The 13,023-nt window shown below is 36.2% G+C and carries 11 protein-coding genes; 8 read left to right on the top strand and 3 right to left on the bottom strand.

The genetic code is table 11. The features are described 5' to 3' along the window. Nucleotides 1-4 precede the first annotated feature (4 nt). Nucleotides 5-826: a universal stress protein gene (locus GGR42_RS08905; protein ID WP_167962990.1), complete on the bottom strand. Its 822-nt coding sequence runs from the start codon at nt 824-826 to the stop codon at nt 5-7. Nucleotides 827-850: 24 nt separating this feature from the next. Continuing rightward, the gene (gene hemN, locus GGR42_RS08910; protein ID WP_167962992.1) at nt 851-2,212 is read right to left on the bottom strand and encodes an oxygen-independent coproporphyrinogen III oxidase; all 1,362 of its coding nucleotides are present in this window, start codon (nt 2,210-2,212) and stop codon (nt 851-853) included. A gap of 447 nt (nt 2,213-2,659) precedes the next feature. On the opposite strand from hemN, the gene GGR42_RS08915 reads away from it, so the two are divergent. The 8 genes from GGR42_RS08915 (at nt 2,660) to GGR42_RS08950 (ending at nt 12,306) form a co-directional block, all read left to right on the top strand. Continuing rightward, complete coding sequence (locus GGR42_RS08915; protein WP_167962994.1) at nt 2,660-3,433, top strand: universal stress protein; 774 nt, start codon at nt 2,660-2,662, stop codon at nt 3,431-3,433. Between the two features lie 19 nt (nt 3,434-3,452). Continuing rightward, on the top strand, nt 3,453-5,291 hold the full coding sequence (locus GGR42_RS08920) for an SLC13 family permease (protein ID WP_167962996.1): 1,839 nt from the start codon (nt 3,453-3,455) through the stop codon (nt 5,289-5,291). A 30-nt stretch (nt 5,292-5,321) separates the two neighbouring features. Then, the gene (gene pckA / locus GGR42_RS08925; protein ID WP_167962998.1) at nt 5,322-6,956 is read left to right on the top strand and encodes a phosphoenolpyruvate carboxykinase (ATP); all 1,635 of its coding nucleotides are present in this window, start codon (nt 5,322-5,324) and stop codon (nt 6,954-6,956) included. A gap of 141 nt (nt 6,957-7,097) precedes the next feature. Next, nucleotides 7,098-8,411: an ATP-dependent 6-phosphofructokinase gene (locus GGR42_RS08930; RefSeq protein ID WP_167963000.1), complete on the top strand. Its 1,314-nt coding sequence runs from the start codon at nt 7,098-7,100 to the stop codon at nt 8,409-8,411. 2 nt (nt 8,412-8,413) lie between these two features. Beyond that, nucleotides 8,414-9,046, top strand: coding sequence for a hypothetical protein (locus tag GGR42_RS08935; RefSeq protein ID WP_167963002.1), 633 nt, complete (start codon nt 8,414-8,416; stop codon nt 9,044-9,046). A gap of 137 nt (nt 9,047-9,183) precedes the next feature. Next, nucleotides 9,184-10,473 (top strand): DUF5690 family protein, encoded by a 1,290-nt coding sequence (locus GGR42_RS08940; RefSeq protein ID WP_167963004.1) that lies wholly within the window; start codon nt 9,184-9,186, stop codon nt 10,471-10,473. Continuing rightward, on the top strand, nt 10,470-11,624 hold the full coding sequence (locus tag GGR42_RS08945) for a TIGR03364 family FAD-dependent oxidoreductase (protein ID WP_167963006.1): 1,155 nt from the start codon (nt 10,470-10,472) through the stop codon (nt 11,622-11,624). The genes GGR42_RS08940 and GGR42_RS08945 overlap by 4 nt, the downstream gene beginning before the upstream one ends. A 1-nt stretch (nt 11,625) precedes the next feature. After that, a complete protein-coding gene (locus GGR42_RS08950) occupies nt 11,626-12,306 on the top strand; it encodes a phosphonatase-like hydrolase (RefSeq protein WP_167963008.1) in 681 nt (226 codons plus the stop codon). Between the two features lie 6 nt (nt 12,307-12,312). Here GGR42_RS08950 and GGR42_RS08955 read toward each other — a convergent pair whose 3' ends face one another. Continuing rightward, complete coding sequence (locus tag GGR42_RS08955; protein ID WP_167963010.1) at nt 12,313-12,879, bottom strand: helix-turn-helix domain-containing protein; 567 nt, start codon at nt 12,877-12,879, stop codon at nt 12,313-12,315. Nucleotides 12,880-13,023 lie beyond the last annotated feature (144 nt).

Genomic DNA, 13,023 nt, shown 5'->3' on the forward strand with positions numbered 1-13,023 from the left:
ACAACTATATTTTAAAAGTGACCACAGGTATTTTAGAGTGGTTCGCAATATCCTCCCCAATACTGCCCATAAAGAAATGTGACAGTCCTTTTCGACCATGCGTAGGGATAGCGATTAAATCGGCATTTACCATATCACTATAATTAAGGATTCCTTTTTCTACAGTATAATCATTATAAATCTCTACAGCCTGACCAAGTCCGGCCCAATCCAAGAACTTGGTTATCTTTTTATATGCATCCGCTGTGCTCAAAAAATTATCTCCAGGGACATTAATATATACCAATTCCAACTTTGCAGAGAGAGCATTGGCAAAAGCTGAGGCTTTTTCGTATGCCATAAGATTCTCTTGGTCAAAGTTACTGGCAAAAACAATGTTCTTAATTTTAAAATTGGGCATATCCTCTTTTATTACCAAAACAGGAATATTAGAATGGCGTACCATTTTCTCCGTATTAGATCCAATAAAAATTTCCTTTAAACCATCTGTACCATGGGAACCCATAATTATCATATCTGCATTGTGCTTTTCAGCAATCTCATTTACCTCATTAAAGACCTTATAATGTTTTATAATGGGAGTTACTTCCACATCTTTTAAATATGGTTTGTCTAAAAAGGTTTCGAACTGCTTCTCCGCCAACTTCATAAAAAATACTGCCTGATCAACTTGCACTCCTTCGGCGGAAGAAATCATTGCTGTTGATAACTCCAGCATATGAAGGACTAAAATTTCAGCTTTGTGTTCCTTGGCAAGTGATGCCGCAATTTTTAATGCGTATTCTGATTGTTCAGAAAAATCGACTGGGACAATAATTGATTTCATAGTATAAAATATTTAGATTGTTTATTATATAGTCATGGAAAACAGCTTTTTTTCTGGCTGATTCTTATGTAATAACATATCAAAGGCCATGCATATATTTCTAATAAAAGGCCTTCCCTGCTCTCTGACTTCAATTTCCTTTTCTTGGATTTGTATTAGATTATCTTTTTCCATTTCCTTAAGCTTAAAAAGCACTTCTTCTAACTCAGGAAAAATTTCATTCGCTTGATACCAAGATGTTTTGAAGTTACACATCAAATTTAGAATATGGCTCCTAATTATCTGGTCATTATCCGTTAGGATATGCCCTCTATAAATGGGTATTATATTGTTATCCACCAAGTGATTGTATTCCTCCAAACCCTTTACATTTTGTGCAAAGCTGTACCAGCTATCACTAATACTGGAAACTCCCAACCCAACCATTAACCGTGTTCTGGAAGATGTATACCCCATAAAATTTCGGTGTAGATTACCTTCTTTCATGGATAGGTATAGTTCGTCGTTCTCTAGTGCAAAATGATCCATCCCTATTTCGTGGTAACCTGCCTGCAGCAATAATTCCTTGCCTTTCTCATACATATCCCTTTTCACCTTTGCTGATGGCAAATCTGCATCCCTATAGCCCCTTTGCCCATTCCCTTTTAACCAGGGGACATGGGCATAACTATAAAATGCCAAACGGTCTGGTTTTAGTTCTTTGGTTTTTGCCACGGTTTCCTGTATATGTTCCAATTTTTGAAAGGGAAGACCGTAAATTATATCATGCCCAACAGAGGTATAGCCAATTTCGTGAGCCCATTTTGAGACATTTTTTACATTAGCAAAAGGCTGTATTCTATGTATGGCTTTCTGGACTTCTTCATTGTAATCTTGGATTCCAAAACTTACTTTGGAAAATCCCACATTGTACAATGCCTGTAGGTGTGTTTTTGAAGTATTATTAGGGTGCCCCTCAAAACTGAAAACAGCATCTTTATCCTTGGTAGCGCGCTTAAAAATACCATCGATTAACATAACCAAGTTTTCAGGGGTAAAGAAAGTAGGAGTGCCTCCTCCAAGGTGAAGTTCTTTGATTCGTGGTTTACCATCAAAAAGATTACAATATAAACTCCATTCTTTCAGTACCGAATTTATATAAGGAACCTCAACTTCATGTCGTTTTGTAATTCTCTTATGACAACCACAAAAAGTGCATATACTCTCACAAAACGGCAAATGAATATATAGGCTTATACCATCCTTCCCATTGCTTTCCTTAAAACTTTGTTTTAAAGTTTCTTCCCATTTTTTACCAGAAAAGGTACTCATGTCCCAATAGGGAACAGTGGGGTAACTGGTATACCTAGGACCGGGAACATTATATTTTTGAACTAAATTGCACATGCATTTACATTTATCTTACACAAAGTAAGTTTCATGCAGACAAAAAAACTATGATAAAAATCATGTTCTCCATTCTGTATTTGCTGCTGGAATTATTTAAAAACTTGTGTTTAACACAAGAGCAATACGAAATCTATCATAATAGCTTGTAGCTAACTGGTTTTTTTAAGTATCCTGTTTCAATTTTTAAGTTTGATGAAAATTAATATCCCCATGGGCGTTCTCATAATACCCAATTAAGGTTTATATACAGACTATAATCCTTAATTAAACATGACCGTTGTTAACTATTGAAAAAGTGTTGGTTACTTCAGGTTTATATATTTATTACTATCAAAGGTTTTATTCCCAGATTTCCTGACATCTATCATATTTTACCTTGAAAATGGGTTTTAATTTTGGCCCAAGATCAACAACAATCAGTGTAACTTAAAAACAACATTCAACATGGAAAACATTTCAACAATATTAGTTCCCTTTGATTTTTCAGAAAGTGCTAACCAAGCTTTGGAGTATACGGTCGATTATATTGGAGACAGCAAAATAAAAATAGTGCTGGTCCATATAGCCCCTGATCCAAATTCTGTAAAAGATGAGGGTTTTAAGGTTTTAAATGAAAAATATGCCCGTAACTTAAAAATTCCAATGGAATGGTTGGTAAGCAAAAACTCATTGGCAGAAACCATAGTTGAAATCCAAAATAACAAAAAAGCAGATTTGGTCATTATGGGAACATCTGGTTCCAAAAACAAAATAGGTACAACAAATACTGCTGAACTTGTTTTGGCAACAGACTGTCCAGTTATAGTAGTTCCAAAAAATATAGAAAATTTTTCCATAAAAAATATCAGTTTAGTTCTTGGAGTAAATGAAATAGAAGACACTTCTGTACTTGCAACCTTATTGAACGTCACCAAAAGGTTCAATGCAAAAGTCCATGTGCTTACTGTCCAAAATGAGCCAGGAACATATGGTTATTCCAAGGCTGATGAAAAAAATGAAAATGCACTAATGTACTATCTAGAAGATTTTTATGCCGAGCATACCTTTATAGAAAATCAGGACATTCTGGAGGGTATCTTTTCTTATGTGGACAGCCATTCTATTGATATGATAGCTGTGATGCCAAGGAACCATACTAGCAAAAGTGCTCCCTCCAAAGGTCTTCTTACTAAAGAGCTTACTATGCGAAGTGCCGTTCCCGTTTTGGCCTTGGATTGATTCTTTAAAAATCCTCAAAATGTATATAACCATTGTTGTTTTGGTCATTACTATTGCTCTGTTCGTTTGGGGTAAATATCCGCCTGATGTAGTTGCCATAATGTCCATGCTATCATTATTCCTATTTGGCATTTTGGAACTTAAGGAAACTTTGGCGGGCTTTAGCAGCCCTACTGTTATAATGATTGCGGCTCTATTTGTTATTGGGGAAGGATTGTCCAGGACAGGATGGACCGCCCTCGCAGGAAGAAAGTTTGTTTCATGGGCAAGTAATAGCGTTCCCAAACTATTGGTTATTGTAACCTTGGGGTCTGGTATTCTTTCTGGTTTTGTAAGTAATACGGGGACAGTAGCTACCCTATTGCCCGTAACGGTTTCTGCTGCATGGAATGCCGCTACGTTACCCTCAAAATTATTGATGCCAGTTGCTTTTGGCTCAAATACCGGGGGATTATTGACCTTAACAGGTACCCCCCCAAACATCATAGTAAGTAATGTCCTAGTTGAAAAAGGGCTGGGTTCATTTTCGTTTTTTGAATTTAGTTTGATTGGCGTTCCTTTATTAATTATAACCATTCTATATTTTAGATATATAGGACATCGGTTGTTACCAAATAATAGAACCAACAATAAGCCTGTAAACATTGATTCAGAAATGCACAAATGGATAAAGGACTATAGCATTGGTAAGGATTTATACAGGTTTAGGATTCGCTCCATGTCGCCATTAATAGGAACAACATTAAGTGATTGGGAATTTGAAAAAGAATATAAAGTTTCCCTTGTACGTCTTCGTAGAAGACATCCAAACCTCTTGAAGGGAACACCTTCCTTTGTTGAATTTCCAAAATTAAATACCGATTTAAGATATCATGATATTATAACTGTAAAAGGCAAAGCCAAGTATATAAATAGGTTGATGTTAAAATTTAAGCTGGGTGTTATTCCCACCCCTTATACCAAAGATGAATTAAAAAATGAGTTTATAAATCATGAGGCTGGGTTGGCACAAATGCTCATTACTCCGGAATCAACTTTGATAGGCCGCACCATTCCATTGGGATATTATCTTGAAAAAACAGGCATTCAATTATTGGGAGGCTACAGGAACAATACCATATTGGACACTACAGATGTAAAAGTAAAAGCAGGTGATGCCTATATTATTCGGGGTTCATGGGAAAATATAGAATCATTACAAAACGTATATGAAAATGTGGTGATTTCTGGAAGTCCAGAAGCAATGTCCAAAAATGTGGACAAGCTTTCCATAAAATCATATATCGCATTGGGTACTTTGGTTTTAATGATATTATTATTAGTACTTAAAATAATTCCAGGGGCAATCGCTGCATTGATTTGTGCAGGGGTAATGATGCTTACTGGATGTGTTCCCATTTCCAAGGCATATAACGATATTAGTTGGACAAGCGTAGTAATGATTGCTGCCATGATTCCTATGGGCATGGCCTTGCAGAAAACTGGATTGGCGGCAATGGCAGCTAACAAGTTGGTCAATGTTTTAGGGGCCATTCATCCCATTGCATTACTGGGAGGCGTGTTTTTACTAACAACAGTGTTCAGCCAAACAATCAATAATTCCGCCACGGCAGTCCTTATGGCCCCAATAGCACTTATGGCAGCAGTATCACTGGGTGTATCGCCAAAACCCTATATGATTTGTGTGGCAATTAGTGCCTCCACAGCTTTTTTGACTCCTGTGGGTACAACCACAAATGCCATGGTCATGGCTGCTGGCAACTATAAGTTTATGGATTATTTTAAAGTTGGTGCGCCTCTTTTATTGTTTCTCTTTATAACAACAATGTTATTGGTGCCCATTATATGGCCATTTTAATTAATAAGTAATTTTTAACAAAGCGCAATTATGGAAAAAGTAGAAAAAGTAACTAAACGTGTAGATCTTAGCAAGTATGGACTTAAAGATGTAAAAGCCAATTGGAATTTGGACGCTGAAACACTTCAAAATATAACTATCCAACAAGGAATGGGCACAGAAACAGAAAATGGAACATTGTGCGTAAATACTGGAAAATTTACTGGACGCTCTCCAAAAGACAGGTTTCTGGTAAAAGATGAATACACTGTAGACAAAGTATGGTGGGGTCGCATAAACAAGGGTATATCACCGGAAAATTTTGATAAATTACATAAAGCAGTAGTTGGTTATCTTTCTGGCAAAGAACTTTATGTAAGGGATGCAGCGGTGTGTGCTGACCCTAGATATCAAATGAACGTAAGAACCATTACGGAATATCCATGGTCTAACTATTTCATAAAAAATATGTTCTTAAGATTAGACGAAAAAGAACTGGAGAATTTTGAAGAAGAATGGTTGGTTCTTTGTGCACCTGGATATATTTGTCCAGACCCTAAGGAATCTGGTATTTTAAGCGGCAACTTCTCTGTTTTAAATTTTACCAAAAAAATAGCCCTTGTAGGTGGTTCCGCATATACCGGCGAAATGAAAAAAGGGATTTTCTCTGCATTGAATCTCATCTTACCAACAGAAAAAGAAGTGTTACCAATGCACTGTTCTGCCAATGTTGGTGAAGCTGGGGATACAGCTATTTTCTTTGGCTTGTCCGGCACAGGGAAAACAACTTTATCCGCAGATCCAGAAAGAAAACTAATTGGAGATGACGAACATGGTTGGACAGCGGATAACACTATTTTTAACTTCGAGGGAGGCTGCTATGCCAAGGCCATAGACCTTACAGAAGAAAAAGAACCAGATATTTATAAAGCTATTAGACCAGGGGCTCTTTTAGAAAATATTGTTTTTAAAAAAGGCACAAAGGAGGTAGATTTCTTTGATAGTTCCATTACACAAAATACAAGGGTAAGTTATCCTATTGAGCATATAGACAACATTCAAGTTCCCTCCTTTGCCAAAAACCCTAAAAATATATTCTTCTTAACCTGTGATGCCTTTGGGGTATTGCCTCCAGTTTCTAAATTGACGCCAGGCCAAGCCGCTTATCATTTTATCTCTGGTTACACCGCTAAGGTTGCAGGTACAGAAGCTGGCATTACAGAGCCCGTGCCATCCTTTTCTGCCTGTTTTGGAGAACCCTTTATGCCCTTGCACCCCACTGTCTATGCAGAAATGTTGAGCAAAAAAATGACAGAGGCAGGAGTAAGTGTTTGGTTGATCAATACGGGTTGGAGTGGTGGCCCTTACGGGGTTGGTTCAAGAATAAAATTAAAATACACCAGAGCCATGATATCTGCAATTCTGGAAGGAGAACTAGATAGGGTGGAATATGATGCCCATCCTATTTTTGGGCTATATATGCCTAAATACTGTCCCGGTGTCCCTACCGAAATGTTGGACCCAATGAATACTTGGTTGCAAAAAGGAGCCTATATCAGTAAAACCATTCAATTGGCACATTCCTTCCATATTAATTTTGACAAATTTGCTAGCCAGGCCTCTGAAGAAATAATGGCTGGTGGTCCGTTAATTGATTCTCACCATGGCTTGGATGACCATTTTTAAAGGGTTGAGTAATTAAACCCTGGAACACATTTCAGTTCATTATTTAAATACTATGAAATGAACCAATACAATTCATAATACCAACCAAAATGTTAAATGGCAAATTACATCTGGCTAATAAAAACAATAAAATTTAAACAGATGAAAAAAAAGCACACTTTTAGGATTGATTCCATTGGGACTCCCACCGTAAAATCCCCATTGAAATTGGGACATGAAAAAGGGGATAAAATCTTTAACTTCATAAATAAAAGCAACAAATATGTTTTTGACCTTTCTTTTGAGGCATATCAACATTGTCTAAAAACAAAAGAAGAGCCTCAATTTTTGGAAAAAGCAGGTCCAAGAGAACGTATTTTTTTTAACCCAAAGAAGACCAAGGCTGCCATAGTCACATGTGGTGGTCTATGTCCTGGAATTAACAACGTAATTAGAAGCATAGTCATGGGGCTATATTATTTTTACGGAGTTAAAGATATTATTGGCATTCCTTATGGCTATGAAGGTCTTAATCCAGAAATGGGGCATAACTTTATTCCTTTGGTACCAGATAGAGTAAAGGATATTCATCAATTCGGGGGAACCATTTTAGGGTCTTCCAGAGGTGGGCAAGAACCTTCTGTAATGGTGAAAACATTAATACAAAATAATATAGACATTCTATTTACAATTGGTGGGGATGGCACTCTAAAGGGAGCAGCGGCAATCGCAGATGAAATAAAGGCAAGAGGGGCTAAAATAAGTGTGGTAGGTGTTCCCAAAACTATTGACAATGATATTGATATCATTGACAAATCCTTTGGTTTTGAAACTGCTTTTGATATTGCAAGTCCAATCTTAAGGGATGCGCACAATGAAGCCACCGGAGCTTATAACGGTATTTCCATTGTAAAGCTTATGGGTCGGGACAGTGGATTTATTGCAGCCTCTGCCGCATTGGCAATGCCCGTAGTAAATTTTGTGCTAATCCCAGAAATGAAGTTTAACCTCTACGGAGAAACAGGATTTCTAGAAATTTTAAAAAAACGCCTGAACAGGCAGCACCATGCCGTAATTTTGGTGGCCGAAGGAGCTGGGCAACATTTGTTTGAGGAAAAGCATGTGGTTAAAGATGCATCTGGCAATATTCAACACCAGGATATTGGTGCTTTTTTAAAAGACAGGATCAAGGAATATTTTACCGATATTCCAGTGACCATAAAGTATATTGACCCAAGCTATATTGTAAGGAGTGCTGCAGCGAATTCCAGTGATAGTGTTTTTTGTAGTAAACTTGCCTACCATGCCATACATGGGGCCATGGCCGGTAAAACAAAATTTGTTGTGGGCAAGGTTAATGGCAAATATGTGTACCTTCCCATACCAGAAGTGACAAAAAAAAGAAAGAAAGTGAACCTAGAAGGGGAATTTTGGTTCTCCGTCTTACAAAGTACAGGACAACCCTTTATTATTTAGACATGAAAAAAATTGTATTGATTTTGGGAATTTTATTAAGTAGCTGCGCATCCACTCAACTAATTAGCAATTGGAAAAATCCAGATACTGTATTGTTTCATGCAAACAAAGTGCTCATTGTGGGTATGACACAAAATGAAAGGGCACGATTGGATTTTGAAACCAAGCTAAAAAATGAATTTACCAAAAAAGATGTGGAGGCCTTTAGAAGCATAGATTTGTTTGATGTTGCCTTTATTGATTCTTCCAAGTCTGAAGAAGAACTTTCTGAAGTAGAGGAACAATTGCTCCAAAAAGATTTTGATGCAATCCTGTTTACAAAAGTGGTCGGGTCTAAAAATAGACAAACCTTTAAGACAAGATTATCAGAAATAAATAATCTTTATGGTAGTTTCAAGGATGATTACCTAAGTCATCAAAATATCTATTATGATGATGGGTATTACAATAATTATACTGTTTATAATTTAGAAACATCCCTTTATTGTATTTGCGTTGGTAAAGAAAGAGAACTAATATGGAGGGGTATTGTAGAGGTGGAAGACCCTGTAAATATTAATAAAACAGTAAAGGATTATGTAAAATTGGTCATTTCAGAAATGGAAGCACAAGATTTAGTTTTCTATGAAAATTAAATGGCATTCCATGTATTAATTGCATTACTTAAACTTTTTATAACAATCTAATAACCATTAAAAATTTACAAATAGTAATAAATAGTTGAATATTGCTTCTGTTTATTTAGTATTTGTAAATTAATATAGATTGTTCTTTGCGCCTCTCAAAAGAAAATATTAAAACCTTGACCATAGGGGCTTTTGCTGCCTTTGCCACATACTTCTGTATGTATGCTTTTCGCAAGCCTTTTGCCGTGGCAACATATGAAAACCTTTCCCTTTTTGGAATAGACTATAAAATTATATTGATTATCTCTCAGGTAATCGGGTACATGTTATCAAAGTTCATTGGCATTAAACTCGTCTCGGAACTTAAACCCAAAAATCGCTTTAGTTACCTCTTAGGGATGATTTTTTTAGCCCAAATCAGTTTAATTTTGTTCGGTCTTGTGGCTACTCCCTACAATTTTATTTTTATGTTCTTAAATGGCCTTCCTTTGGGTATGGTGTGGGGCATTGTGTTTTCATACTTGGAAGGGAGAAAGTTTACAGAAATCATGGGTGTTGTTCTATGTTCTAGTTTTATTGTTTCCAGTGGGATGGTCAAATCCGTGGGGCTATGGGTTATGAATGCATGGAACGTTTCCCAATTTTGGATGCCTGCAATTACTGGAGCTCTATTTTTAATCCCCTTTGCTTTTTTTTCATATCTACTTAATAAAACTCCTCCACCCAGCCAAGAAGACATGGAGCTTAGAAAAGAAAGATTGCCAATGAGCAAACAAGACCGCAAAAAGGTATTTAGGGTCTTCTTTTTTCCAATCGTTATTTTAATCTTGTTTTACACTTGTCTTACGGCACTTAGGGATTTTAGGGACAATTTTTCTAGAGAAATATGGGATACGGTAGGCTATGAGGGAGATGCCTCCATTTATACATTATCCGAGATTCCTGTAGCTTTCTCTGTTTTGGTCATCATTGGGCTTTTCGGTTTTGTAAAGAACAATTACAAAGCTTTTATCTCTTACCATGTGTTATTAATTGCAGGAGCCTTGGTAATTGGGATTGGTACATTTTTATTTCAGCTTCAATCTATTAGTGCACTTCTTTGGATGATTGGCATTGGTTTGGGGCTTTATATATGTTATGTTCCTTTCAATTGTATTTTTTTTGATAGAATGATTGCTACTTTTCGTATTAAGGGAAATGCGGGATACCTAATCTATTTGGCAGATGCCTTTGGCTATTTTGGAAGCATGGCAGTACTCTTGTACAAGAATTTTGGACAAAGCAACTTATCCTGGCTTAAGTTTATGATCAATGGTTGTTATTTTATTGCAGGGTTGGGGCTTATCATCTCTTTAATATCTCTAGGTTTTTTTAAAAGTAAGTATAAAAAAGAACAGCATAATTCCCCAAATCAAATACCCCTTACTAGCCTATGAATAACATATATGACCTCGTAGTTGTTGGAGGTGGCGCATTGGGAACGTTCCATGCCTACCATGCCATGCAAAAAGGCTTAAAAGTAGCTTTGGTGGAAAAAAACGAAAGACCTATGGGAGCCACAGTTCGTAATTTTGGCCAAGTAGTTCCCTCTGGAATGAACACCAAGTGGCAAGCATATGGAAGGGAAAGCCTTCATATATATAAAGAAATCCAGTCCAGGTTTGATATTTCTGTTCGGCAAGAAGGTTCTATTTATATAGCTTCCAATGAAGAGGAAATTCAACTTTTAGAAGAGTTAAAAAAAATTAATGTCCAGAATGGGTATCCCTCTTTATTATTGAACAAAAGGGAATGTTTAGGTTCTTACCCTGGTCTCAACCAAACCTATGTTAAAGCTGGGCTTTTTTTTCCTGAGGAAGTTACTGTTGAACCCCATACCATGATTAATAAACTACATTCCTACTTAAAGGAAATGGGACTCCACATTTTCAAAAATAAAAGTGTAGTGGAATGTGATTCTATTATTGACGGTGTAGTGGTAAATACGTCTAGCGGGCATGCCCTAACGGCATCCAAAGTGCTAATCTGCAATGGGAGCGATTTTAAAACACTCTATCCTTCCCTATTCAATGAAAGTGATCTAGAAGTCTGTAAGCTTCAAATGATGAGTACAGAACCACAAGAAAATCATACATTAAAAGGGTCGATACTTACCGGTCTTTCCATAAGAAGGTACGAGGCTTTCCATGAATGTCCATCTTATAAGGCAATTAAATCCAATGAAGACCCCAATAGTTTTGAAAAAAAATGGGGGATTCATATTTTATTTAAACAAGCCATGGATGGTTCTGTAATTATAGGGGATTCCCATGAATATGCAAATGTGTCCAACATGGATAATCTAGGTTTTGATTTAAATATGAAGATTGACCGTTTTATAATCGATGAGGCCAAAAAAATTATTAATCTTCCCAATTATAAAATTCATCATCGGTGGTTTGGGTTATATTCTCAAAGTAAAAATTCTGATATCTTTCAGCATACAATAGATAAAAACATTCATATAGTTACCGGTATTGGAGGTAAGGGTATGACAGGAAGCGCCGGATTTTCAAAAGAAAACATAAATAAAATTTTTAATTTTTAGTATGAGCAAAATAGAACTAGTTGTTTTTGATATGGCAGGGACTGTGGTAAATGAAGACAATGTGGTATACAAAACCCTACAAAAGGCCATAAATAAAGAAGGTTATCTACTAACCCTTGATTCTGTTTTGGAGCATGGTGCGGGTAAAGAAAAACACCAGGCCATAAAAGATATTCTTAAAATTTGCGAAGGCCATGAACAAGATACAATAGCGGCCAGTATTTTTGAAAATTTTAAAAAACTATTGGAAAATGCCTATCAAAATTTAAAAGTGGAAAGTTATCCGGGCGTAGAAAACCTAATACAGACATTAAGAGAAAAAAACATTATGGTTGCATTGAACACGGGCTATGATAAAAATACTGCCCAATTACTCTTGGATAAAATGAGCTGGAAGCTAGAGGAACAATATGATGCCTTGGTCACCGCTGATGATGTTATCCTCGGGCGACCAAATCCCGATATGATTTTTGAGGCTATGGACCTACTATCAATAAAAAATCCATCCACAGTTCTAAAAGCAGGTGATTCCATCATAGATATTGAAGAAGGTAAAAACGCCAAGTGCGGTATTACCGTTGGGGTCACTACTGGGGCACATACTAGAGAACAACTACTGAGTGCCAATCCCACCTATATTCTGGATTCATTAAACGAGCTCAAAAAGATTTTAATAGATTAATTCAATTTATATAAAAAAGTATACCACCAACATTTTTGATGAAGCTTGGCTTCTATTTATTGGTACATGTGGAATTCTACCATCAAAAAATATAGAGTCTCCTTCTTTTAACAACACTTCTTCTTCACCAATAAGATAGTAACACTCTCCCGATAATATATATTTAAACTCATAGGCATCCGTACTCACCTTTTCTCTTTTAGAATTTGGTTTTACCTCCAAAAGCACTGTTTCAAAACCTAAAGAAGAGATTTGCTTGCTAAATATATAGTTGTAGGTGAAGCCGATAGCTTCATCCTCTTTTTCAATAAGGCTGTTTTCCTCTTTTCTGGAAACAATAAAGTTTGCACCATTAACATGGGGTATACCACTAAAAAACTCAGTTACTTCAATATCCAAAGAATTGATAATTTTAAGAAAAACAGGAAGGGAAGGAATGGTTCGCCCATTCTCAATTCTAGAAATTAATCCACTGGTTACATCTGCTCCAGATGCTATATCACTAATCGTTCTATTGTTGCCTTTACGTATTTCTTTTATTCGTTTTCCAATACCAATAAGGTAATCTTCCATTGTTAACCTTTTATTTACTTCCTGTACCTTAAAAATAGGGTTTTTTCAAACTTACCAAAACCTTGGCTCTAACAATTCCATAATTAATCATCAAGAATACTGAAGCATTGGCAATATACCACATTTTTTGAGTATTTGTAAATA

Origin of the sequence: Saonia flava (genome assembly GCF_011927795.1) — a bacterium.
Taxonomy (GTDB): domain Bacteria; phylum Bacteroidota; class Bacteroidia; order Flavobacteriales; family Flavobacteriaceae; genus Saonia; species Saonia flava.

Bases quoted from the DNA above. Each gene is read 5' to 3' on its own strand.
- GGR42_RS08955 (WP_167963010.1), bottom strand. From the start codon at position 12,879: ATGGAAGATTACCTTATTGGTATTGGAAAACGAATAAAAGAAATACGT.
- GGR42_RS08920 (WP_167962996.1), top strand. From the start codon at position 3,453: ATGTATATAACCATTGTTGTTTTGGTCATTACTATTGCTCTGTTCGTT.
- GGR42_RS08935 (WP_167963002.1), top strand. From the start codon at position 8,414: ATGAAAAAAATTGTATTGATTTTGGGAATTTTATTAAGTAGCTGCGCA.
- GGR42_RS08905 (WP_167962990.1), bottom strand. From the start codon at position 826: ATGAAATCAATTATTGTCCCAGTCGATTTTTCTGAACAATCAGAATAC.
- GGR42_RS08930 (WP_167963000.1), top strand. From the start codon at position 7,098: ATGAAAAAAAAGCACACTTTTAGGATTGATTCCATTGGGACTCCCACC.
- pckA (WP_167962998.1), top strand. From the start codon at position 5,322: ATGGAAAAAGTAGAAAAAGTAACTAAACGTGTAGATCTTAGCAAGTAT.
- GGR42_RS08945 (WP_167963006.1), top strand. From the start codon at position 10,470: ATGAATAACATATATGACCTCGTAGTTGTTGGAGGTGGCGCATTGGGA.
- GGR42_RS08915 (WP_167962994.1), top strand. From the start codon at position 2,660: ATGGAAAACATTTCAACAATATTAGTTCCCTTTGATTTTTCAGAAAGT.
- hemN (WP_167962992.1), bottom strand. From the start codon at position 2,212: ATGTGCAATTTAGTTCAAAAATATAATGTTCCCGGTCCTAGGTATACC.
- GGR42_RS08950 (WP_167963008.1), top strand. From the start codon at position 11,626: ATGAGCAAAATAGAACTAGTTGTTTTTGATATGGCAGGGACTGTGGTA.